At 57.4% G+C, this 23475-nt stretch carries 17 protein-coding genes; 16 read left to right on the top strand and 1 reads right to left on the bottom strand.

The features are described from left to right. Positions 1 to 222: 222 nt before the first annotated feature. Positions 223 to 741: an Hcp family type VI secretion system effector gene (locus tag AACY52_RS27310; RefSeq protein WP_339439523.1), complete on the bottom strand. Its 519-nt coding sequence runs from the start codon at positions 739 to 741 to the stop codon at positions 223 to 225. A 673-nt stretch (positions 742 to 1414) separates the two neighbouring features. Between AACY52_RS27310 and tssA the strand changes: the two genes are divergently transcribed. The 16 genes from tssA (at position 1415) to AACY52_RS27230 (ending at position 21936) form a co-directional block, all read left to right on the top strand. Beyond that, entirely contained in the window at positions 1415 to 2971 is a 1557-nt protein-coding gene (tssA, locus tag AACY52_RS27305; protein WP_339439525.1) for a type VI secretion system protein TssA, read from the top strand. A gap of 32 nt (positions 2972 to 3003) precedes the next feature. Further along, a complete protein-coding gene (gene tssB / locus AACY52_RS27300) occupies positions 3004 to 3507 on the top strand; it encodes a type VI secretion system contractile sheath small subunit (protein WP_339561001.1) in 504 nt (167 codons plus the stop codon). A 28-nt stretch (positions 3508 to 3535) separates the two neighbouring features. Next, a complete protein-coding gene (gene tssC / locus AACY52_RS27295) occupies positions 3536 to 5011 on the top strand; it encodes a type VI secretion system contractile sheath large subunit (RefSeq protein WP_339439528.1) in 1476 nt (491 codons plus the stop codon). Between the two features lie 14 nt (positions 5012 to 5025). Further along, positions 5026 to 5433 (top strand): type VI secretion system baseplate subunit TssE, encoded by a 408-nt coding sequence (gene tssE / locus AACY52_RS27290; RefSeq protein WP_339530628.1) that lies wholly within the window; start codon positions 5026 to 5028, stop codon positions 5431 to 5433. A gap of 161 nt (positions 5434 to 5594) precedes the next feature. Then, positions 5595 to 7382, top strand: coding sequence for a type VI secretion system baseplate subunit TssF (gene tssF / locus AACY52_RS27285; protein ID WP_339561000.1), 1788 nt, complete (start codon positions 5595 to 5597; stop codon positions 7380 to 7382). Beyond that, positions 7346 to 8353, top strand: coding sequence for a type VI secretion system baseplate subunit TssG (tssG, locus tag AACY52_RS27280; protein WP_339439531.1), 1008 nt, complete (start codon positions 7346 to 7348; stop codon positions 8351 to 8353). The genes tssF and tssG overlap by 37 nt, the downstream gene beginning before the upstream one ends. Positions 8354 to 8366: 13 nt before the next feature. After that, positions 8367 to 10970 carry a type VI secretion system ATPase TssH gene (gene tssH / locus AACY52_RS27275; RefSeq protein WP_339439532.1) on the top strand — a complete coding sequence of 868 codons (2604 nt, stop codon included), beginning with the start codon at positions 8367 to 8369 and terminating at the stop codon, positions 10968 to 10970. A gap of 10 nt (positions 10971 to 10980) precedes the next feature. Beyond that, positions 10981 to 12501 carry a sigma 54-interacting transcriptional regulator gene (locus AACY52_RS27270; RefSeq protein ID WP_339560999.1) on the top strand — a complete coding sequence of 507 codons (1521 nt, stop codon included), beginning with the start codon at positions 10981 to 10983 and terminating at the stop codon, positions 12499 to 12501. An 86-nt stretch (positions 12502 to 12587) separates the two neighbouring features. Next, positions 12588 to 12728 carry a type VI secretion protein gene (locus AACY52_RS27265; RefSeq protein ID WP_159994257.1) on the top strand — a complete coding sequence of 47 codons (141 nt, stop codon included), beginning with the start codon at positions 12588 to 12590 and terminating at the stop codon, positions 12726 to 12728. 17 nt (positions 12729 to 12745) lie between these two features. Then, complete coding sequence (tagH, locus tag AACY52_RS27260) at positions 12746 to 13942, top strand: type VI secretion system-associated FHA domain protein TagH (RefSeq protein ID WP_339439538.1); 1197 nt, start codon at positions 12746 to 12748, stop codon at positions 13940 to 13942. A 5-nt stretch (positions 13943 to 13947) separates the two neighbouring features. Continuing rightward, entirely contained in the window at positions 13948 to 14448 is a 501-nt protein-coding gene (gene tssJ, locus AACY52_RS27255; RefSeq protein ID WP_339439540.1) for a type VI secretion system lipoprotein TssJ, read from the top strand. Between the two features lie 2 nt (positions 14449 to 14450). Next, complete coding sequence (gene tssK / locus AACY52_RS27250) at positions 14451 to 15782, top strand: type VI secretion system baseplate subunit TssK (RefSeq protein WP_339439542.1); 1332 nt, start codon at positions 14451 to 14453, stop codon at positions 15780 to 15782. Between the two features lie 5 nt (positions 15783 to 15787). Next, complete coding sequence (icmH, locus tag AACY52_RS27245; protein ID WP_339439544.1) at positions 15788 to 16663, top strand: type IVB secretion system protein IcmH/DotU; 876 nt, start codon at positions 15788 to 15790, stop codon at positions 16661 to 16663. Between the two features lie 13 nt (positions 16664 to 16676). Next, entirely contained in the window at positions 16677 to 20204 is a 3528-nt protein-coding gene (gene tssM, locus AACY52_RS27240) for a type VI secretion system membrane subunit TssM (RefSeq protein ID WP_339560998.1), read from the top strand. Next, positions 20204 to 20932 carry a PP2C family serine/threonine-protein phosphatase gene (locus tag AACY52_RS27235; RefSeq protein ID WP_339439548.1) on the top strand — a complete coding sequence of 243 codons (729 nt, stop codon included), beginning with the start codon at positions 20204 to 20206 and terminating at the stop codon, positions 20930 to 20932. Before tssM ends, AACY52_RS27235 begins: the two co-directional genes overlap by 1 nt. Next, positions 20929 to 21936 carry a serine/threonine-protein kinase gene (locus AACY52_RS27230; protein WP_339439549.1) on the top strand — a complete coding sequence of 336 codons (1008 nt, stop codon included), beginning with the start codon at positions 20929 to 20931 and terminating at the stop codon, positions 21934 to 21936. Before AACY52_RS27235 ends, AACY52_RS27230 begins: the two co-directional genes overlap by 4 nt. Positions 21937 to 23475: the final 1539 nt, after the last annotated feature.

Below are 23475 nucleotides of genomic sequence, written 5' to 3'. Positions count from 1 at the left end.
GACTCGCTGACCAGTTCAATCTGGATCGCATACAAGCTGCTGATCGCTTCCGTGCCCTCGAAGGCGAGGACCTTGAAGTCGTGGCGAACAGAAGGGATCAATAACGCAAAATGCGCAGCATTGGCCGGCGCGAACATACGCTTATCCTTGGCTGAGAGAAGACAACACACAAAACGGCATCAACCCGCAAAGAGGTGGATGCCGTGAAACCGCCTGCCCCTATCAGCCGGCGACAGGGGTGCGCCAGTCATCGGAACCGGAAGTGCCAGACACTTCGTGGGTCCAGGTGATCTTGCGGTAGGTGAACTCAACGTCCTCCAGATGGGTGAAGTGCGAGTTCGCCGGGTCCTGGCAGTTATGCATGTAGTCCTTGATGTCGACGATGATCGCGTCTTCAAGTTTGGTGGTGAAGTAATGTTCCTGAGTACCGGCGGCCGAGGTGCGATACCACTCGATAGTGATCTCCGTCAGGCGCTCGCCGGACGTCAGCGCGGCCAGCAACAGCGGCGAGGACTTGTCGAACACCTTGGTGATCTTGACGGGCTTGTGCACCCGTTGACCGGTGGGTTGACCCGATTGCGGATCGCGCGGAATGATCACTTCGTGGTTGAAACCCTGCACCATGACCTGGTCTTCATGACCTTCCTGATACGTGTTGCCGACCGAGTCAGCGGTGAACGCACCGGCAGTGATCAGGCCCTGTTTGGTACCTGTGATGGACATATACGCTGGCGTAGCCATGGTTGCTCCTTGCTGAAAATAGAGGAACCCGCAGGCAAGTTTGCACTGCAGGTGCCGTAAACTCTTACAAGGTTTATGCCAACAAAGTTAAATGCCTTGTATATCAAGGTTATGCCGGAAAAGTTGCAGTTGGGTCGGGCGTATTACATGAAAAACACCCCAAAAAGTGCGCAAGAAGTTGCGCAGCGCTGTGCAACTTCTTGCGCACTTGTCTGTAGCTCTTTAAATATAAGATCTGCAGCGATTTATCCACAGGGTTTTCCACAATTTAGTGTGCAACTTGTTGCGCATGATGGCTGTTTGGTCTCAGGTTTACAGGCGGGGTGAGATTTTGGCTTGCAGGAATTTTCCCTATCCTTTTTCAGAAAAGTCTTATATTTCTGAGTGATGCGCTGGGTATTAAGATGTATCCGTTGTTTTTTGCCAGCGCCTCTCAAAGCTTACGCCAGTTCAGAAATGTAGAAGAATAAGCACATCCTTAAGCGTGCAGTCTGACTTAAATCAGTGAGGTTCGGTCGACGATAACGTAAGTGCCAAAGCTTCCACGTCGTGAGTTTAGAATCCGGGCGCGCTCGCAACAACAAATTCAAAAGTTTCAAATTTTTTACAGTTCGGCGCCGTGAAATTATTCATGGGTTGTGACGTGGCAATCTTAATCAATCAAAGGTCATGGATGTCCTACTCCAGCAAACTTTCCGCTCATTATCTTGAACTCGCGAAAATCTCTATTTCCAGAGCGTGTTTCGCGGGCGAGGACGTGCGTTTTTCGAGCGCATACGAAGCGCTGGAAAGCGAGCTGGCTAAAGCCCAGTCCATGCACGAAAGCGGTCAGATCGACTGGCTGAAAATCTGTGAAGACAGCGAAACGTTACTTCGCACCCTGTCCAAGGATTTACGAGTGGGTGTGTGGTTGACCTGGGGTCTCTATCAGCGCGAATCTTTCCAGGGTTTGCTGGCTGGCCTCGGTTTTCTGCAACACCTGTGTGAACACCATTGGGCTGAAGTTCACCCGCGCAAGAGCCGCACCCGCGCCGCTGCTCTTGGCTGGTTGGTGCCACGCCTTGAGCAACTGCTAAACGAAAGCATCGCGATCAAAGAGCAACTGCCGTTGTTCCGCCGGATGGTGGAACATCTGGAAAGGCTCGATGCCGTGTGCACGGAGCAGTTGGGCGACGATGCACCGTTGCTGTTGCCGATTTCCCGCCGCCTGAAAAACCTGGTCCAGCGCGCCGCTGATAACCAGGTTGAAGCGGGCGTGGTGGGGGCTGCCGTTGCGCAGGTAAAGCAAGTCGCTACGCATTTGTTTGCCCCCGGCGCACCGATCAACAACGAAAAAGATGCGCATAAGGCGGTGCGCGCCCAGCAGGAAAATGCTCGTCCCTTGTGTGCCTGGTGGCTCAAGCAGAAAGCCACAGATTTGCGTGCGTTGCGTCTCAGTCGCACGCTGCTGTGGTTGCCCATCGAGGCGCTTCCCGAGCGCAACGCCGAGCAGATCACGGCCTTGCGCGGTTTGCCGATGGACAAGCTGAAGAGCTATCAGGAGGAATACGATCAAGCCCGTTACGCAGACCTGCTCGTGGCGCTGGAGGCGAGTTTGGCGAAGGCGCCATTCTGGTTCGATGGCCAACGCATGGTCTGGGAATGCTTGCAGGGTCTGAACGCCGAAATGGCCATGCGTGAAGTGGAAATTCACTTCGCGTTGTTTATACAGCGACTGCCCGGCGTCCTCGAACTACGTTTTCACGACGGTACGCCGTTCGCCGACCCGGCCACTCGCACCTGGATCAGTGCCAACGTCACCCCGCACCTGCAAACCCCCAGTACACCGCGCAAGGTTGAAGCGAGCGACACCCAATCAGCCTGGGAGCTTGCCTTGGAAGGCGTCCTGCCGATCTTGCGCAAAGACGGTCTCAAGGCCGCCGTACAGATTCTCAAGCAGGGCCTGCATAGCGCTCACGGCGGCCGGGTTCGATTTTTCTGGCAACTTGCTCTGGCCCGCCTGTGCTTCGCCGCCAAGAAATACGAACTGGCCAAGACTCAGCTCGAGATCCTCGACCGAACTTTATACGACTCGGGCCTGCAAGCCTGGGAGCCCGATCTAGTACTCGAAGTTCTGCATCTACTGCATAGCTGTTGCGAGCTATTGCCGCAAAACCATGCGGTGCGTGAACGCAAAGAAGACATTTACCGCAGGTTGTGCCACCTCGATCTTGAAGTGGTACTCGAATAGGCCCCAAGACCACAACCGCAAGGAGAAAAAGCATGGCCAAAGAAGGCTCTGTAGTTCCCAAAGAGCGCATCAACGTCACTTTCAAACCCGCCACTGGCGGTGCCCAGGAAGAGATTGAACTGCCGCTGAAACTGCTGGCGATCGGTGATTACACCCACCGCAAGGACGAACGCAAAGTCGAAGATCGCAAGCCGATCGGTATCGACAAAATGACCTTCGATGAAGTGCTGGCCAAGCAAGAGTTGGAGCTGACACTGAGTGTGCCGAACCGTCTCCAGGAGGAAAGCGACACTGAAGAGCTGGCGCTGAATGTGCGTGTCAGCTCGATGAAGGACTTCAACCCGGCCTCGCTGGTCGAGCAAGTGCCTGAGCTGAAAAAACTGATGGAATTGCGCGACGCGCTGGTTGCCCTCAAAGGCCCGTTGGGTAATGCACCTGTGTTCCGCAAAGCTATCGAAGGCGTTCTCGCCGACGACGAATCACGCGGTCGCGTGCTGGGCGAGCTCGGGTTGAACGCCGCCGCCCCAGACGCCTGAGTCACTATCAGCCAAGGAAGCCTACACAATGAGCACTAGCGCAGCACAGCAAAAGAACAAAGAGAATGGTGAATACAGCATTCTTGAAAGCATCATCGCCGAAACCCGCCTGACCCCGGACGACGACGCCTACGCCATTGCCAAACGGGGTGTGTCGGCCTTTATCGAAGAGTTGCTCAAGCCGCAGAACAACGGTGAGCCGGTCAAGAAGGCCATGGTGGACCGCATGATCGCGGAGATCGATGCCAAGCTCAGCCGCCAGATGGACGAGATCCTGCACCACCCGGATTTCCAGGCTCTGGAGTCCGCATGGCGGGGTCTGCAGTTGCTGGTTGAGCGCACCAACTTCCGCGAAAACATCAAGATCGAAATCCTCAACGTCTCCAAAGAAGACCTGCTGGATGACTTCGAAGATTCGCCGGAAGTGATGCAGGCTGGCCTGTACAAACACGTTTACACCGCTGAATACGGTCAGTTCGGTGGTCAGCCTGTGGGGGCGATCATCGCCAACTACTTTATGTCCCCAAGCTCGCCGGACGTGAAGCTGATGCAATATGTGTCCAGCGTTGCCTGCATGTCTCACGCGCCGTTCATTGCGGCGGCCGGCCCAAAATTCTTCGGTCTGGAAAGCTTCACCGGCCTGCCGGACCTGAAAGATCTGAAAGATCATTTCGAAGGCCCGCAGTTCGCCAAATGGCAGAGTTTCCGTCAATCCGAGGACTCCCGTTATTTTGGCCTGACCGTACCGCGCTTTCTGCTGCGTAATCCGTACGACCCGGAAGAGAATCCGGTCAAATCCTTCGTTTACAAAGAAACCGTCGCCAACAGCCACGAACACTATCTGTGGGGCAACACCGCCTACGCGTTCGGCACCCGGCTGACCGATAGCTTTGCCAAGTTCCGCTGGTGCCCGAACATCATTGGCCCGCAAAGCGGTGGTGCGGTTGAAGACCTGCCGCTGCATCATTTCGCAAGCATGGGCGAAATCGAAACCAAGATTCCTACCGAGGTGCTGGTCAGCGACCGTCGCGAATACGAACTGGCCGAGGAGGGCTTCATTTCCTTGACCATGCGCAAAGGCAGCGACAACGCTGCGTTTTTCTCCGCGAGTTCCGTGCAAAAGCCCAAGTTCTTTGGCATCAGCGCCGAAGGCAAAACGGCGGAGTTGAACTACAAGCTAGGCACCCAGCTGCCTTACATGATGATCGTCAACCGCCTGGCCCATTACCTGAAAGTGCTGCAGCGCGAGCAACTCGGCTCGTGGAAAGAGCGTACCGATCTGGAGCTCGAGCTCAACAAGTGGATCCGCCAGTACGTTGCCGACCAGGAAAACCCCAGCGCCGAAGTGCGTGGCCGTCGTCCTTTGCGTGCGGCGCAGATCATCGTCAGTGATGTTGAAGGCGAGCCAGGTTGGTACCGCGTCAGTTTGAACGTGCGCCCGCACTTCAAGTACATGGGCGCCGATTTCACTTTGTCGCTGGTTGGCAAGCTGGATAAAGAGTAAGCGGAGCCTGACTTATGACTGGATACGGCAGCCTTTTCGAACGCCTGGGTGGCGACGCGGGCAAACGCGCCGGCTGGAGCCGTGAGGTCGCCGCCATGGCGTCGGTGGCTGCCCATCTTGCGAAGATGCTCAGCACCCGAGCGGGCAGCGTGCAAACGCTGTCCGACTATGGGCTCCCCGATCTCAATGACATGCGCATGAGCCTGCATGACTCTCTGAGTCAGGCCCGTCTGACCATCGAGAACTTCATCGAAGCCTACGAGTCGCGCCTGAGCGATGTGCGCGTCATCTCCCTGCCGCGTGATCACGATCAGCTTCGGCTGTCCTTCAATATCGAAGGCCTGTTGGAAGTGGATGGTTTCAAGCGCCAGGTCAGTTTCTCTGCATGCCTGGATGGCAGCGGTCAGGTCAAGGTCAGCTAATGAACGTTGTACGGCAGGACGCGCCAACGGACAGCACGCGAATAGTCATGAATACGGATGGAGCGTTGAGTCGCCTGGACCTTGAGGTCGTGGGCGATTTTTTTCGCCGTTTGGCATTCAGGAACGTTTCTTTATGAAATCCAATACCCGGCAGGTACCTCGTGTCCTTTAATCACTACTACCAAAGCGAACTCACGGCACTTCGTCAGTTAGGTCGTCGTTTCGCCGAGCGTAGCCCGGCGCTGGCGCCTTTCCTCGGCGAGAGCGGGCGGGATCCGGACGTGGAACGGTTGCTCGAGGGTTTTGCGTTCCTGACCGGGCGGCTGCGCCAGAAACTCGATGACGAGTTGCCGGAGCTCAGCCACTCGCTGATGCAACTGCTGTGGCCCAACTACATGCGGCCGCTACCGGCGTTCAGCATTTTGCAGTTTGATCCGTTGAAACGTTCCGGTCCGGCCTTGAGAGTCGAGCGCGAAACACCGGTGGAAAGTTTGCCGGTTGACGATGTGCGTTGCCGTTTCCGCACCTGCTACCCCACCGAAGTGCAGGCGCTGGACCTGGTCTCTTTGGCGTACTCGGTGCAAGGCGATGGTTCTCTGTTGAACTTGCGTCTGGAGATGAGTGCCGACGGGCACCTCGGAGAGCTGAAGCTGAGTCGCTTGCGTCTGCACTTTGCCGGCGAGCGCTACATCAGCCAGATGCTGTACCTGAGCCTGTTGCGTAACCTGGCGGGTATCGAATTGATCCCGCTGGACGCCGCCGGCAAACCCATCAACGGAGTCAACGGCACGCCGATGGCGTTCAAGATTGCAGGTAACCGCGTGCAGGCGGTGGGGTTTGCCGAAGAGGAAGCGTTGATCCCGTATCCGCTGAATACCTTCCGCGGTTATCGCTACCTCCAAGAATATTTTGCCTTCCAGGACAAATTTCTGTTCGTCGATATCAATGGCCTGGACCTGCTCAACGCGTTACCGACAGACATCCTCAAACAGGTGCGCGGCCTGGAGTTGCGGTTCGACATTCGCAAGAGTGGCGTCTTGCGCATGCGTCCGACGCTGGACAACGTGAAGCTTCACTGCACGCCCATCGTTAATCTGTTCAAGCACGATGCATTGCCGATCCGTCTTGACGGCAAGCAGGACGAGTATCTGCTGCTACCCATTCGGCATGACTTGAAAAACTGCGGTGTGTTTTCCGTGGAAACGGTTACTGGCTGGAAACCGGGAGGGCTTGGCTATCAGGAATATGTGCCGTTTGAGTCTTTCGAGCATGACCCCAGCTTCGACGTTCCCACGAGTCGTCCCCATTACAGCGTTCGCCAGCGTCCGTCCCTGCTGCACGACGGCCTCGATACCTACCTGAGCTTCGGTCTCCGTCATACCCAAGCCCATGAAACGCTGTCGATAGACCTGATGTGCACCAACCAGAACCTGCCGCGCCAGCTCAAGCGCGGCGATATCTGCCTGGCTTGCGAAGAGACGCCGGAGTTCCTGACTTTCCGCAATATCACCGCGGCCACTTCGAGCTTCGCACCACCGCTGAATCGCGACTTTCTCTGGAAGCTGATCAGCAACATGTCGCTCAACTATCTGTCGCTGGCTGACGTCAACGTCTTGAAAGTGATTCTCGAAACCTACGACTTGCCGCGCTACTACGACCAGCACGCAGAGAAGGTCAGCAAGTGCCTGTTGGACGGGCTCAAGTCGATCAAGCACCAGCACGTCGATCGGCTGCACCGGGGGCTGCCGCTGCGGGGTCTACGCACCGAACTGACCATCGATCCGCAGGGGTATATCGGCGAGGGCGACCTGTTCGTTTTTGCGTCGGTTCTCAACGAGTTTTTCGCACTTTACGCCAGTCTCAATTCGTACCACGAGCTGCGGGTAAACAGCACACAGGGAGAGGTGTACCAATGGACACCGCGAATGGGCCTGCAGCCGCTTCTTTAAGCAGACTGACTCAAGGTATACGCGAGTATTCGCTGTTTCAGGCCGTGCTGTTGGTAGTTGACCGACTGCGCGAAGTCCACCCACATCTCAGCCAGGACGAGGTGTATGACCAGCTGGAGTTCCAGGCTAACCCGAGTCTGGGGTTTCCTGGCAGTGACGTTGACCGCGTCGAGTTCTTTCACGAACACGGACTGCTGCGCGCACGCCTGCGCTTCAATCTGATCGGGTTGGTGGGTTCCGGTTCACCCTTGCCGGCGTTTTACGCCGAACAGGCCTTGGGCGACAGCGAGGACGATAACCCGACCCGCCGCTTCCTCGACCTGTTTCACCATCGTCTGCAACGGCTGATGCTGCCGATCTGGAAGAAATACCGCTATTGCGCCAGTTTCGAGAGTGGTGCCCTCGATCCTTTTTCCGCTCAGCTGTTTGCCCTGATCGGTCTCGGCGGTGAAGAGATCCGTCGTGCCCGGGAACTGAACTGGAAACGCCTGCTGCCGTACCTGGGCTTGCTCAGTTTGCGCGCGCATTCGGCGGCGCTGATCGAAGCGGTGCTGCGTTACTACTTCAAACACGCTGAATTGACGATTGAACAGTGCATTGAGCGTCATGTGCAAATCCTCGGCGAGCAGTGCAATCGCCTGGGGCTAGCCAACTCTGTGCTCGCTGAAGACGCGGTACTGGGACAGCGTGTGCGCGATCGCAGCGGCAAGTTCCGGATCCACATCCTCGAACTGGACTGGCAGCGTTTTCATGAATTCCTGCCGATTGGTTTTGGCTACCAGCCGCTGTGCGCGCTGGTGCGGTTCACCCTGCGTGATCCGCTCGATTACGACATTCGCCTGGTGCTGCGCCAGGAAGAGATTCGCGAACTGCGTATTGGCGAGCTAAACGCTTGTCGCTTGGGGTGGACCAGTTGGCTCGGCCGTGAAAGAGCGGACGGCGTGGTGACTTTGGGCAGCAAAATTCATTAAGGACAAATGACCAATGATCAACGTAGACCTGCAACAACTCATCCAGGCGCTGGATGCCGAAACCCGTCGGGACCTGGAACGCTCCGCCGAGCGCTGTGTGGCGCGTGGCGGCAGTAAGGTTCTCGTCGAAGACCTGTTGCTGGGTCTGTTGGAGCGTCCGCAAAGCTTGCTGGCCCGCGCGCTGCTCGATGCCGAGGTAGATGCCGGTGAGTTCAGTGCGGCGCTGCAATCAAGGGTCGAACATAGCGCGTCGCGCAATCCGGTGTTCGCCCCCGAGTTGGTGCAGTGGCTGCAAGATGCCTTGCTGATTGCCAACCTCGAGCTGGGCCAGACCCAGGTCGAACAGGCGGCTTTGATTCTTGCGCTATTGCGCAACCCGATGCGTTATGCCGGCAGCCGCTACCAAACGTTGCTGGCCAAACTGAATATCGACCGCCTTAAAGCGTTCGCTCTATCGCGGAAAGAGCTGTCAGACCCTGCTAAACCGGCGGTGTCGGGTGAGTTCCTGTTGCAACGCTTTACCCACAACCTGACTCAGCAGGCCCGTGACGGCAAGCTCGACCCCGTGCTGTGTCGCGACGAGGCGATCCGGCAGATGGTCGACATCCTTGCGCGGCGCCGCAAGAACAACCCGATTGTTGTCGGCGAAGCGGGCGTCGGTAAAACGGCCATCGTCGAAGGCCTGGCTTCGCGCATTGCGGCGGGTGAAGTGCCGCAAGCGCTGAAAGGCGTCGAGTTGCTGTCGTTGGACATGGGCCTGTTGCAAGCCGGCGCCAGCGTCAAAGGGGAATTCGAGCGTCGCCTCAAAGGTGTAATCGATGAAATCCAGGCGTCGCCGATGCCCATTATCCTGTTCATCGACGAAGCCCATACGCTGATCGGGGCGGGCGGCAATGCCGGTGGCTCCGATGCCGCCAATCTGCTCAAGCCAGCGTTGGCCCGAGGAGAGTTGCGTACCATCGCGGCGACTACCTGGGCAGAGTACAAAAAGTACTTCGAGAAGGACCCGGCGCTGGCCCGTCGATTCCAGCCGGTGCAATTGCACGAACCAACCGTCGGCGAGGCAGTGACCATCCTCCGTGGCCTGGCCCAGGTTTACGAGAAGAGCCACGGTATCTATTTGCGTGATGACGCGGTGGTCGCCGCGGCCGAATTGTCTGCTCGCTACTTGGCGGGGCGCCAGCTGCCGGATAAGGCTGTGGATGTTCTGGATACCGCCTGCGCCCGTGTGCGCATCAGTCTCGCCGCTGCTCCGCAATGCCTGGAGCGGCTGCGCGGAGAGCTGGCGGAGGGCGGCCGTCAACGTCAGGCCCAGCGCCGCGATGCCCAGGCAGGTCTGCTCATCGATCGCGAGGCGCTGGATACGCTGGAAGCCCGTCTGGCAGAGGCGGAGTCCGAAGTGACCGCGCTGGAAACCCTCTGGACCGAGCAAAAAACGCTGGCCGAGCGCCTGCTGGACCTGCGCCAGAAACTGGCCAAGGCTCGCGAAGACGCCGTGCTTGAAAACCTCCCAGTAGACAAACCGCAAAGTATCGAAACGCTGGAGGCGGCGCTCGATGAAACTCACCAAGCGCTGACTGAATTGCAAGTCAAAGAGCGCTTGGTGAGCTTCGAGGTCTGTCCGCGACTAGTGGCTGAAGTGATCAGCGCCTGGACCGGCGTACCGCTGGCGCAGCTGGCTCGAGAGCACAATGCCAAGATTGCCAGCTTCGCGACTGACCTGCGTACCCGCATCCGTGGTCAGGAACAAGCCGTTCACGCCCTTGATCGCTCGATGCGCGCTACCGCCGCCGGTCTGAACAAACCCGATGCACCCGTGGGTGTGTTCCTGCTGGTTGGCCCGAGTGGAGTCGGCAAGACCGAAACCGCACTGGCCCTCGCTGATCTGTTGTACGGCGGTGATCGCTTCATCACCACCATCAACATGTCCGAATTCCAGGAGAAACATACCGTCTCGCGCCTGATCGGTGCGCCGCCAGGCTACGTCGGCTATGGCGAGGGCGGCATGCTCACCGAAGCCGTGCGGCAGAAACCCTATTGCGTCGTGCTGCTCGACGAGGTCGAGAAAGCCGATCCAGACGTGCTCAACCTGTTTTACCAGATCTTTGACAAGGGCGTCGCGAACGACGGCGAAGGGCGCGAAATCGACTTTCGCAACACGCTGATTCTGATGACCTCGAACCTGGGCAGCGACCACATCAGCGAACTCTGCGAAAACGGCGCACGGCCATCGGCTGAAAGTCTCGAAGAAACCATTCGCCCAGTGCTGAGCAAGCACTTCAAACCGGCACTGTTGGCGCGGATGCGCGTGGTGCCTTACTACCCGGTCAGTGGGCCGGTGCTACGCGAGCTGATCGAAATCAAACTCGATCGTCTGGGCGAGCGCCTGAACCGTCGTCAGCTCGACTTCACTTACTCACAGGACCTCGTCGATCACCTGGCCGAACGCTGCACCCAAAGCGACAGCGGCGCACGCCTGATCGACCATTTGCTGGACCTGCACGTGCTGCCGTTGGTGGCTGACCGTTTGCTGGACGCGATGGCCACCGGCGAAAGCCTAAAGCGCGTTCACGCAACGCTTGACGGCAACGCCAGCGTGATCTGCGAGTTTGCCTGAGGTGGGTGTGATGTTCAGTCAAGTACCGCAACCACTGCTCTATGCCGAAGCCTTACTTGCGCAGTTCGCCAGCCTGTCGCGAGCGACGGATGGAGCTGCGCTGCTGGGTGACTTCGTGCGCGGTCTGGCCGAGCTCAGCGGGTGTGAGTTGGCACAGCTGTACCTACTGGACGCTACCCATACCTGCCTCGGGATGAATGCGGAGTGCCTCAATGGCTACCTACAACCCCGTGAAACGGCTAGCTTGCCAGCGGATTACAACGGCGAGCAACTGCTGCAATTTGCGCTGTGCCAGAACCGCGTAGTGTGCATTGGTGAATTGAGCGGCAGTCTGCACGAGACCAGCTTTCTGCCAAGCCAGGCGAGGCCATGGCAATCACTGCTGTGCGTGCCGCTGGTCAATCATCAGAAGTCCGTGGAAGGGCTATTGCTGTGTGCCAGTCATCAGCACATCCAACTGCAAGGCTTCGCCGATTCGTTTAGTCGTCTTGGTTCGTTCGTGTTGGGTCATTTGCATTTGCTGCAGCGTTTACGACGGCCGAGCGGCGGCGCATCGCCGGCACCGCTCGCGGCTCCGAGCGCGAGCGGCTATGGGCTGACTGGTAAAAGCGCAGCTATGCGCCAGGTCTATTCGCTGATCAGCAAAGTTTTGCACAGCCCCTACACCGTGCTGCTGGGTGGCGAAACTGGGACTGGCAAGGAGGTGGTTGCCCGGGCTATCCACGAATGCGGCCCGCGTCGCTCCCAGGCGTTTATCGTGCAGAACTGCGCAGCGGTCCCGGAGAACTTGCTCGAAAGCGAGCTATTCGGTTACCGCAAAGGCGCCTTCACGGGCGCCGACCGGGACCGATCCGGGCTGTTCGACGCAGCCAACGGCGGGACTTTGTTGCTTGATGAGGTTGGTGACATGCCACTGTCGCTGCAAGCCAAGCTGTTGCGGGTGCTGCAAGAGGGCGAGATTCGTCCGCTGGGTTCCAATGACACCCACAAGATTGACGTGCGCATCATTGCCGCGACACATCAGGATTTATCGGTGCTGGTCAGCCAAGGAAAGTTTCGCGAGGACTTGTACTACCGTCTCGCGCAGTTCCCTATTGAGCTACCGGCTCTGCGTCAACGCGAAGACGACATACTCGATTTGGCACGGCACTTCGCCGACAAGGCTTGTACGTTCTTGCAGCGTGATGAAGTGAGTTGGTCTAACGAAGTGCTGGATCTTTTGGCCAGCTACGCGTTCCCCGGCAACGTGCGTGAGCTCAAGGGTTTGGTCGAACGTGCGGTGCTGCTCTGCGAGGGCAATGAGTTGCTGGTGGAGCACTTCTCTCTGCGTATGGAAGCAATACCGGAAGACAGCAGCGGAGTGAACTTGCGCGAACGGTTGGAGCAGATTGAGCGCAGCCTGCTGATCGATTGCCTGCGTAAAAACGACGGTAATCAAACACTCTCCGCTCGGGAGCTCGGCCTGCCACGGCGCACATTCCTCTACCGCCTCGGACGCCTGAACATCAACGTGGGAAATGTCGATGTGTAGGCCAAATACGCTCGATTTCAATCCCCCCGCCTTAACAGCCTCAACCTTAAGGGCTGGCGCTTTGCCCCGCCCCTGGAGACCCTCTGATGTCTATTCGTCACTGGCAAGCCGTCCTTCTGACAGTTGTCGTTCTATGTGGCCTCGGCGGCTGCAGCGGCAATTACAAATACAACGACAACACCTATCGCCCCTTGGGTGATCCGCAGTCGGTCAATCGCGGCAAGTGACCGCAAGGAGCATCACCATGGAACTGGTTTTCGAAATGCAGAACACCAAGCAGTTCGTACCTACGCAGCTGTGCCAGAAGACCTTCAAGCAGGCCGGCGGCGTGATTGGTCGGGGGGAGGATTGTGACTGGATCATTCCGGATCGCAAGCGTCACCTGTCCAACCATCACGCGTTGATCAGCTACCGCGAAGGTACGTTTTTCCTGACCGATACCAGCAGCAACGGAATCCAGAATAGTGCCAGCGGCGCACGCTTGCACAAGGGCGATACGGTACGTATCGAGCACGGCAGCGTATACGTGCTGGGTGATTTCGAGATCCGTGCACGGCTAGTTCACGCCCTGGCGACTTCCGATGTGGAGGTCGGTCGTCCGCAAGCCGCTGGCAGTATCATTCCTGATGATGCGTTCCTCGACCTCGACCCGCTAAATGCTCTAGACCAGCAGGAACGTGTGTATTCGGAAATCGACGAGCTGATCTCGCCACGCACGGCTCCGGAAGACACCCGTCAGCGCGCCGACTATGCGCGCATCGACATGGAAAGCCTGATGGTACCGGAACTGATCGATGCCCCGGCCGAACCTGCACCCACCCCGGCGCCGAAAGCGGTCGAGCGTCAGAGCGACGGTTTCTGGGAAAAGTTTGCTGGCGCCCTAGGTGTAGACCTCAATGGCCTTGACCACGATGCCAAAGAGGCACTGGCGTTGAGCGCAGCACGCTTGCTCAAGCAGAGCGTCAACGGTTTACAGCAGAGTCTGCGCACTCGAAGCGAGCTGAAAAACGAATTACGACTTGCGCAGACCACCGTACAAGGATCTCAAAAAAACCCATTGAAGTTCGCCGTTGATGCCGGTGAAGCGCTGGGCATTCTGTTGCAGCCGAACAAGCCGGGGCAGTTGCCGGCCGAGCAGGCGATCTCCCGTGCGTTTCGCGATTTGCAGGCGCATCAGGTCGCCCTGTTGACCGCTAGCCGCGCTGCCGTTCGCGGCACGCTGGAGCACTTCTCGCCACAGCAATTGACCCTGCGATTCGAGCGCGACAACAAGCCGTTGCTGGCCACGTCCGGCAGTCGCTGGAGGGCTTACGGTCGTTATCACCAGGCCCTACGTCAGGACGATGACTGGAGCGAGCGCTTGCTGGCCCGTGACTTCGCCCAGGCCTACGAAGAACAGATCCGACTGATTTCTACCCTTCACACCGACCACCAAGGATGATGCGCATGTCTCGCCGCTCGACTGATTTTTTTAAGACGCTGACTGCGCTGACCACCTTGGCACTGTTGGCCGGTTGCTCGACGCTATCGCCGTATTCCCACGTCACCAAACTCAACCTGAAACTGACGGCCAGCGATCAGTTGAACCCAGACCTCAACGGTCGTCCGTCGCCGATTGTCGTACGTCTGTTTGAACTCAAGCACCCGGTGGCGTTCGAGAACGCGGACTTCTTCAGCCTGTACGAGCGCGCCAAGGAATCCCTGGCTCCGGACATGGTTGCGACTGAGGAGCTTGAGCTGCGTCCGGGAGAAACCGTCGAACTCAAGCTCAGTGTCGAGGAGGGTAGCCGCTATGTCGGTGTACTAGCCGCATACCGTGACCTGCCGGATACCAAATGGCGCTACACCCTGCAAGTCGCCCCGGTGGAAGTCACCGATGCCGATCTGACGCTCGACCAGAGCGGCATTCGCAACACCCATGAATTGCTAGTCAAGGCGGCTGACTGACCATGAACTCCCATAAAGTCATTTGGCAGGAAGGCATGTTGCTGCGTCCGCAGCACTTCCAGCACAACGATCGCTACTACGACCATCAGATGAAGACCCGCACCCAATTACTGGGCAGCTACATCTGGGGCTTCCTCAACCTGGACATCGACTTGCAGTTCCTCAACATGGGCAAACTGGTGATCAGCCAGGCATCGGGGATTCTGCCGGACGGTAGCCTATTCGAACTGGGTGGTAGTACTGAGCCGTTGGCCCTAGACGTACCGCCGAACACCGGCAATACGCCAATCTATCTGGCCCTGCCGTTGGTCACCGGAAACCACATCGAAGCCCGTCGGCCGGAGCAGTCCGACGTGCTGGCGCGCTATACCGCGTACGAAGCGGAAGTAGCCGACTCCAACGCTGGCGACGACTCCGCCAGCCAGGTCAGTTGCGCCCGCCCGGACTTTAAACTGTTGCTCGGCGAGCAGCAGAGCGATCAGGCGTACGTGAAGCTGAAGATCTGCGAAGTACTCGATACCACGCCGGACGGTGTAATCAGCCTCGACCCAGAGTTCGTACCAACCTACATCCAGGCGCACGCCTCCAGCTACCTGCTGTCGTGCCTCAAGGAAGTGATTAGCATGCTCGGCAACCGGGGCGACGCCATTGCTGAGCGGATCCGTTCCAATGGCAAGGTGGGTGGTGCGGAAGTCGGTGACTTTATGATGCTGCAACTGATCAATCGCACTGAATTGTTGCTACGTCACTATCTTAGTCTGGAACAGGTTCACCCCGAAGAGTTGTACCGCACGCTGCTGACCATGCTCGGCGATCTGGCAACCTTCTCCAGCGACAGCAAGCGCCCGCGTTTGGATAGCCGTTATCAGCACAGCGATCAGGGAGCAAGCTTCCGCAAACTGATGGACGCAATCCGTCAGGTGTTGTCGATGGTGCTGGAACAGTACGCCATTGAGCTGGAGCTGCAAGCTCGTCAATACGGGATCATCGTCTCGCCCTTGCACGACCACAAACTGCTGGGCTCTGCCTCGTTCGTGCTGGCGGCGAGTGCCAACTGCGATTCCGAAGAACTGCGCCATCGCTTACCGGCGCACCTCAAGGTCGGCCCGGTGGAGCGTATCCGTCAACTGGTCAACCTGCACCTGCCAGGCATCAAGGTCAAACCGTTGCCTGTGGCCCCGCGGCAGATTGCGTTCCACTCGAACAAAACCTATTTCATTCTCGAACTCAGCTCCGAAGACTTGGCGCAACTCGAACGCTCCGGCGGTTTCGCGTTCCACGTGTCCGGCGAATTCGCCGAGCTTGAACTGAAATTCTGGGCCATCAGGAACTGACCGACATGATCAAGGATACGGAATACAGCCAGGACGATAGAACCGTCCTGCTCGACCGTCAGGGCCACGGCCCGGCGTCGAGTCCGATGACGGACTTTGCTGCGCCGCCACGCTTCGAGCAGCTCGAAGAACGCATGATCTACGCGGCGCGCTTGCGCCCGGCCGAAGCGTTCAATATCAGTCTGAACTCGCTGGTGGCTGCTGCCTCAGAATTATTGTCTGAAGTAGTACGGCTCAAGCACAGCAGTACCCGCGAAGACATGCTTGTGCTCAACGAGCGACTGACCACCGGGCTGAAATTATTTGAAGTCAGCGCCTTGCACAATGGCGCAGAAAGCAGCCAGGTGATGGCTGCCCGTTACGTGCTCTGCACCGTGGCTGACGAAGCTGTCGTCACCACGCCGTGGGGTAACGAAAGCGAGTGGTCGCAAATGAGCCTGCTCAGCAGCTTTCACAACGAAACCTTCGGCGGTGAGAAATTTTTCCAGTTGCTTGATCGGCTATCGAAAAATCCGGTCAAGCACCTGCCGATGCTGGAGTTGATGTACCTGTGCCTGTCTTTGGGCTTCGAGGGCAAGTACCGCGTCCAGGCCCGCGGCATGCTCGAACTCGACGGCATCCGCGACGCCTTATATCGCCAAATCCGTCAATTGCGCGGCGACATGCCACGTGAGTTATCACCCCATTGGGAAGGCCTGAACGATCAGCGCCGTAGCTTGGTGCGCATCGTGCCAGCGTGGATGGTGGTGCTCTTCACCTTCGTTTGTCTGGTGGTGATGTATTCGGGCTTCGCCTGGGTATTGGGCGAGCAACGCGATACCGTTCTACAACCTTATCAGCAGCTAGATCCGGTCGCGGTCCAGCCGCAGTCGCAGCCGTAAACAGGGACGTGTGATGAAAAAGCTTTTCAAGAAAGTTGGTGCATTCTTGCGCAAGACCTGGGTTTGGACGCTGCTGCTGGTGCTGTTTGTCGCACTGCTGGTGTGGTTCGCCGGGCCCCTACTGGCAGTTGATGACTACAAGTTTTGGGAAGGCTCGACCTCCCGCTTGCTGACCATCAGTGTGCTGTTCCTGATCTGGGGCCTGACCATGGTCTTTGTCAGCTGGCGCGCGGGCGTTCGCAAAAAAGCCATAGAAGACACTGAGTACGGCCAGGATCGTATCCGCCGCGAAGAACAGATCGACGAAGAGCAGAAAGAGTTAAGGACGCGTTTCAAAGACGCGCTGAAAACCCTGAAGACGTCGAGCCTGTATCGCGGTCGCAGCGAACGCTGGCGTAATGATTTGCCGTGGTACCTGCTGATCGGTCCGCAGGGCAGTGGCAAAACCAGCTTGCTGGACTTCTCGGGGCTTGAGTTTCCGATCAACAAGATTGATCGCAAACTGACCCGCGATACCCTAGGCACCCGCCACTGTGACTGGTATTTTGCCGATCACGGCGTGCTAATCGACACCGCTGGCCGTTACTTGACCCAGCCGGATGCCGACGGCGATGGCAGTGCCTGGAGCACGTTGCTCGACCTGCTGCGCAAGCGTCGCCGCAATCGTCCGCTGAACGGTGTACTGGTGACCATCCCGGTGGAAACCCTGTTGAGCGGCAGTGAGCAGGAGCTTGAAACCTTGGCCCGCCAAGTGCGTGCGCGCTTGCAAGATGTGCATCAGAAATTGCACGTCGATGTGCCGATTTACCTTGTATTGAGCAAGGCGGATCGCCTGCTCGGTTTCGATGAGTTCTTCGACCAATTGACTCGCGAAGAAAGCGATCAGGTGCTCGGTACCAGTTTCCGCAAGGAACAGAGCGGCACTGATGTGACCGTGCTGCGCACTGAGTTCGAAGCGTTGCTGCATCGCCTCAACAGCCAGGTGATCATGCGCATGCACCAGGAGCGTGATACCCAGCGCCGTGGCCGCATCCTCGACTTCCCACACCAACTGGGGCAAATCGGCGAGCGTCTGTGCCTGTTCGTCGATATGGCGTTCACCGGCAACCGCTACCAGCGTGTAAGCCAGTTGCGCGGTTTCTACCTGACCAGCGCACCGCATCTGACTGAGGAAATGGACGCAACCACTGCCGGCATCGGTGCCAACCTGGGCATGAACGCCGGCGTGCTACCGACGCTGCGCAGTGGCCGTTCGCGCTTCATCCACCATTTACTCAGCCGGGTAATTTTCCCCGAGGCCGATCTTGCAGGCCTGGACAAACGCGAACGCAGCCGCATCCACTGGGGCCAGCGTGCGCTGTACGTGGGCGCACTGGCCGCACTGGCGCTATTTGGCATGCTCTGGGCGGGCGGTTTCTCCGCGAACTACGAACGCCTGGAAAACCTGCGTAACCTGGCGCAAACCTGGAGCCAACAGAGCTCGGCTCTCACCACCCGTGATGACTCCATGGCGGTGCTCAAGACCCTCGACACCCGCTACGCGGCTACTCAGGTGTTCCCAAAAAAAGGCGATGTGGGTTACCACGAGCGTGGCGGTCTGTATCAAGGTGAAGACGTTAATCCGGTGGTTAAGACTGCCTATGAACGTGAACTTGAAGGACAGCTATTGCCACGGGTCGCGACCCTGCTAGAAGGGCAGATTCGCGCCAACATGAAGGACCGCGAACGCCTGCTCAATAGCCTGCGTGCGTACCTGATGCTGAATATGAAGGATCGACGCGACGCGCCGTGGCTCAAAGACTGGGTTGCCACCGAATGGTCCCAGCGATACACCGGCAACACCACTGTGCAAAACGGCTTGAACAACCACTTCGAGCGCTTGCTAAAACAGCCGTTTATCTATCCGCTTAATGATCAGTTGGTGGCTCAGGCGCGTCAGGTTTTACGCAGCGAGTCCCTGGCTAACGTGGTATATCGGATGTTACGCGAGCAGGCCCGTAACCTGCCGGAATACCGTTTGAGCCAACATCTTGGCCCACAGGGGTCGCTGTTTGTTGGCACCGATTACGTGATCCCGGGGTTCTACACCCAGCAGGGCTATCAGCAGTATTTTTCGGTTCAGGGCTCGATGCTGGTTACCGATATCCTAAGTGACAACTGGGTACTGGGTGAAGGCTCGAGTATCAGTGGTATGGACTTACGTCGCCTGATGGTCGAACTCGAGCAGCTGTATTTTCGCGACTACGCCAACTACTGGGGTGAAGCGGTGGGCCGGATCGCGCTGCCGGCCATCAACGATTTTAGTGACGGTGCCGAGCAATTGGCGGGCCTGACATCTGCCAATTCGCCGATCCTGCAACTGCTAGTGGAAGTACGTGAAAACACCCGGTTCCCAGTGGTCGCTGACACGGCAGATGACGCCGCCGATGCGGCAGGGAAACTGGCAGACAAGGGCGGTAAGCTCGGAAAACTGGCGGTCGCGGCGGCGGGTAAGGCGTCTGACGCCTTGGTGAAAAAGCTGCCGGATACCGCGAAGAAATCCCTGCAAAGTCGCTTTGAGTCGCTGCACCGCTTGCTGGATGACAACAACGGCCCAACCGCTGACCTGATCCCGGCCCTGACGGCCCTCAATGACCTGCAAATGCAGATGGCTAGCCTGGCCCGTGCCAGTTCTCCGGAGCAAGCCGCGTTCGAAATGGCCAAGACCCGCATGGGTGGCCAGCGTGATGCGCTGAGCAACCTGCGCAATGCGTCGGGCCGTCTGCCGCGCCCGGTGAGTGTGTGGTTCAACGTATTTGCTGAAGATACCTGGCGTCTGGTACTCAGCGATTCTTATCGATATCTGAATCAGCGCTATCAGAGTGAGCTGTACAGCTTCTACGGCAAGGCGATCAGCAAGCGCTATCCGTTCAGCGCCCACAGCGCCAGTGACGTGGCAATCAGCGACTTTCGTGAGTTCTTCAAGGCCCAGGGGATTGCCGACCGCTTCTTCGACAGCTACCTGCGTCCGTTTGTCAGCGGTGATCCGGGTAACTACCGCATGCGCAGCGTCGATGGTCATAGTCTGCCGATTTCCAAGGTCTACCTTGATCAGATGGCCGCCGCGCTCGTGATCCGTCAGAGCTTCTTCGCCGACAACCCAGCCGAACCTCAGGTGCAGTTCAAACTTGAGCCTTACACCCTCGACCCGACGGTCAGTCGTTCCGAGTTCAAGTTTGGCGATAAGACCATCGAATACCGTCATGGCCCGATAGTACCGGTGTCGTTCAAATGGCCAACCGACGCTGAAGACGGGCGTACCAGCCTGGTGCTCGACAAAATGGTCGGCCGCCCGATCGGCATTGAGAAGAACACCGGTCCTTGGTCGCTGTTCCGTCTGTTCGACTTGATGCAAACGGAATACCTGACGGGTCGCGACGTGCTGGTGCTCAAGGCTGACGTGGGTGGCCTGCGCGCTAATTACTTGCTGACTAGCCAACGCACGCCAAACCCGTTCGACATGGGTGTATTGCGTACCTTCCGCATGCCGGTACAGCTCTGATGCAGGTGGCCAGCCCCTGGCGCAGTGCTGCGCGCACCGATGCCGGCAAGGTTCGGGCGCGCAACGAAGATGCTTTTCTGGACGCTCCACAGCAGGGGCTGTGGGTGGTTGCGGACGGCATGGGCGGTCATCAACGGGGCGATATCGCAAGCCAGTTGATCGTAGCCAGCCTGGCTGAATTACCGGCGCAGGATGATTTCGACGAACGACTCAAAGGAGTTCGCCAGTGCCTGCACTGGCTCAACCGTCGTTTGGGTCAGGAGTTGACGGTCACTGCTGGACGTCACGACAGCATCATCGGCAGCACCGTAGTAGTACTGCTGATTGAGGGCAATCGCGCGGCCTGCATCTGGGCCGGCGATAGCCGCTGCTACCTGTGGCGTGGCCAGCGTTTATATCAGCTGTCCAAGGATCATTCGCTGCAACAACAACTGATCGACAAACAACAAATGAGCGTCGAACAGGCCAAGGACCATCCCGCAGCACATGCCCTGACCCGTGCGGTCGGGGCAGCCGAACAATTGGCCCTGGATGTACTGGAGCTTGAGGTCTACCCCGGCGATGCGTTCTTGCTCTGCAGCGATGGTCTGTACCAGGGGCTTGGCAGCGATGCACTCGGCGACGCCTTGAGCCTGACAGCGCCGCAGGTTGCACTGGAGCGATTGTTTGACGGCGCAATGCGTGGCTCGGCCCGGGACAACCTGACAGCGGTAGTAATCCGCCAATGACTGAACACATGCGACCGATCGACGACCTGTTGGAGAGCGAAGAGCAGGACAGCAACCTGACCTACTTTGCGTTCGCCAAGTCGCACAAGGCAGAGGCTGCGCTGATGCCTGCCAAGGCCAGCATCGGTGAAATGCCTGACGTACTGGCAGGCCGTTACCGTATTGAGCGCCTGCTCGGTGCCGGTGGGATGGGCGCGGTTTACCGTGCACGGGACTTGCTAAGCGAACAGTTCGGCGATCCCGATCCTTACGTCGCGCTGAAAGTTCTCAGCGAAGAGTTTGCCGAGTCGCCGGACGCCAGCGCATTGCTCTACAACGAGTTCGCCCTGACCCGGCGCCTGCGGCACGACAACGTGCTGCGTTTGCACACCTTTGAAGTGGACACTGACTGCCAGCGAGCCTTCGTCACCATGGAGCTCATGCGTGGCCTGACCCTGGATAACTTACTCTGCGAGCGCCCCCAAGGCCTGCCGTGGGAGGAATTGCGCGACATCGTGCTGCCGCTGCTCGATGCACTGGCCTACTCCCACGCTCGCGGCGTGCTGCACGGTGATATGAAGCCGAGCAACGTGATGCTCAGCGAAGAAGGCGTGCGCCTGTTTGACTTCGGCCTTGGTCAAGCGGAGGAAGGCATCCTGCCCGGTCTGCCGCATCTGAGCCGCGAGCGCTTCAACGGCTGGACACCGGGCTACGCTGCGCCAGAATTGCTCGAGAGCCAAGCGCTGTCGGCCAGTGCCGATGTGTACGGCGTGGCTTGTGTGATCTACGAGCTGGCGGGAGGCAAGCCCCCGTTTCGCCGAGTGCCCTCGAACCAAGCCCGCAATGAGCATCTGGAGCGCGAGCTGCAAGCACCTAAGAACTTACCGAAACACTGCTGGCCAGCCCTGCGAACGGCACTGGCTTTCGACGTAGCGGATCGAACGATCACTGCCAAACAATTGCGTGACGCTTTCGCTGTCACTTCGTCCTGGCTGCAACGCTTGATGCATTGGCGTAACGGATGACTACGTGATGCATTACTTACTTGTCGAACTTCACAGTGATCTAACCCAATGGATTACCTGGCTATACAGTCGCCGAGTCAAAGAGATGAGTGGTTTTGTGCGTGACGGCGGGCAGTTGGAGACAGTCGCCGGTGCTCGTTATTCAGTTGGGTCAAAGCGGCGTTTTACCGCTTTGCCCAAGCACTCTCGGACGCGGAGCTAAGTTCTGTAATCTGTTCCAGATCACAATCTAACGAAATAAGGCAGTGTTTATGCAGTCATTACTAAAGGGTCTATTATTTGTGCGTAAATTATGTTTGTCTCTGGTTTCTATACGACAAAAGTTTATCGTGATCGCAGTATGTATTTGTCTGGCGGGATGTGTAGGCGTAGTTGTGTCAATGCCAGACCCGGAAACCGGCATCCCCTTGACCTATCAGGCAGAAGACGGTGACCAAACCACGAGGGAGTGGTGTGGTATAACCCTATGGGCTGTAATTGTGCCCATTCCATTAAAGCTGCCTGTGTGTAAGCTTCACAAACAACAGACGTTAACCTCTCCATTTTATGCGTGTGGCCCCCTTATGTTTCTAGGGCCTATCTCTCATGGCTATGAAGGGAACGGGCTGTGCGGGAAGGTTCCAAAATAATAAAAACAAGAAGCGTTCCTTCTTTACTTTGAATTATTCGGTCGTCTATTGTCGGGCTATTTAAATTAATAAACTATCCCTACAGTCCGTTGATAAGTTATTTGGGGAAGTCGCCAGGAATTAATTTCCCGACAATTTTTATTTCGTTGTGGTTCGATTGCTTTGCAAAGAGCAGGCTTCCATACTCGGGGTTTCCTGATTTTTTATGTCCGCTATTCTTAATTAAGTCGTTAATGCAGGTGTTGTGGGTCACTATTATAGGTTTCTGTTGGCGATCTTGTGCTTTAGCAGTTTGTCAATGATGTTGTTTCCGCAAGTGGTCTCTCTGTCTGGTAGGCGGCCTGCTTGTCCAAACATGAATTCTGATGTTTGAGCTGTTCTAGTGGTTGGGCTGGTAAAGATGTCAGTATTGTCTAATCCGAAATATGATTTTATACGGTTGCCTGTTTCCTTTGCTTTCTCGCTTCCGAGCAGTGTGATCCCATCATCTGGACCTAAGCACGGGTTGCTTGAGCGGTCGCAGCGTTCTTCGTGCCTTATCAATAAAATAACCTTTCCATTTTTCCAGTCTTCAGAAAGTTCTGAGTGGGCTAGTTTATTATTTGAGCCTAAGTCTTCTACCGTGTTTCTCGCGAACGATTCGTAAGCAAAAAATAAAGTGCTAATGAAACCAATGCTTAGTATTACTTTTGATAGGTTGCTATTGATCGTTTGGAGTGTCCATTGGTTGTATTGTATAGAGCTGTTTCTGATAGATGGAATTTATCGAGTGAGGGTTGGGCCGAGTGCGATCCATAAACCCCACCTATCCAGTCCTTGGGTAACCGATTACCGTGGCATCTCTGGCGAGCAGTTCCACGGCAGCAGTGCTTCATAGTCGGCGACCGACGAGGCATGCGGCAGCCGCTCC

Origin of the sequence: Pseudomonas sp. EA_65y_Pfl1_P113 (assembly GCF_963970525.1) — a bacterium.
Lineage (GTDB): Bacteria > Pseudomonadota > Gammaproteobacteria > Pseudomonadales > Pseudomonadaceae > Aquipseudomonas > Aquipseudomonas tritici.
This window is presented reverse-complemented; position numbering and strand designations above follow the sequence as displayed.

Coding starts and splice junctions, on each gene's coding strand:
- AACY52_RS27310 (WP_339439523.1), bottom strand. CDS start 741: ATGGCTACGCCAGCGTATATGTCCATCACAGGTACCAAACAGGGCCTG.
- tssA (WP_339439525.1), top strand. CDS start 1,415: ATGTCCTACTCCAGCAAACTTTCCGCTCATTATCTTGAACTCGCGAAA.
- tssB (WP_339561001.1), top strand. CDS start 3,004: ATGGCCAAAGAAGGCTCTGTAGTTCCCAAAGAGCGCATCAACGTCACT.
- tssC (WP_339439528.1), top strand. CDS start 3,536: ATGAGCACTAGCGCAGCACAGCAAAAGAACAAAGAGAATGGTGAATAC.
- tssE (WP_339530628.1), top strand. CDS start 5,026: ATGACTGGATACGGCAGCCTTTTCGAACGCCTGGGTGGCGACGCGGGC.
- tssG (WP_339439531.1), top strand. CDS start 7,346: ATGGACACCGCGAATGGGCCTGCAGCCGCTTCTTTAAGCAGACTGACT.
- tssH (WP_339439532.1), top strand. CDS start 8,367: ATGATCAACGTAGACCTGCAACAACTCATCCAGGCGCTGGATGCCGAA.
- AACY52_RS27270 (WP_339560999.1), top strand. CDS start 10,981: ATGTTCAGTCAAGTACCGCAACCACTGCTCTATGCCGAAGCCTTACTT.
- AACY52_RS27265 (WP_159994257.1), top strand. CDS start 12,588: ATGTCTATTCGTCACTGGCAAGCCGTCCTTCTGACAGTTGTCGTTCTA.
- tagH (WP_339439538.1), top strand. CDS start 12,746: ATGGAACTGGTTTTCGAAATGCAGAACACCAAGCAGTTCGTACCTACG.
- tssJ (WP_339439540.1), top strand. CDS start 13,948: ATGTCTCGCCGCTCGACTGATTTTTTTAAGACGCTGACTGCGCTGACC.
- tssK (WP_339439542.1), top strand. CDS start 14,451: ATGAACTCCCATAAAGTCATTTGGCAGGAAGGCATGTTGCTGCGTCCG.
- icmH (WP_339439544.1), top strand. CDS start 15,788: ATGATCAAGGATACGGAATACAGCCAGGACGATAGAACCGTCCTGCTC.
- tssM (WP_339560998.1), top strand. CDS start 16,677: ATGAAAAAGCTTTTCAAGAAAGTTGGTGCATTCTTGCGCAAGACCTGG.
- AACY52_RS27235 (WP_339439548.1), top strand. CDS start 20,204: ATGCAGGTGGCCAGCCCCTGGCGCAGTGCTGCGCGCACCGATGCCGGC.
- AACY52_RS27230 (WP_339439549.1), top strand. CDS start 20,929: ATGACTGAACACATGCGACCGATCGACGACCTGTTGGAGAGCGAAGAG.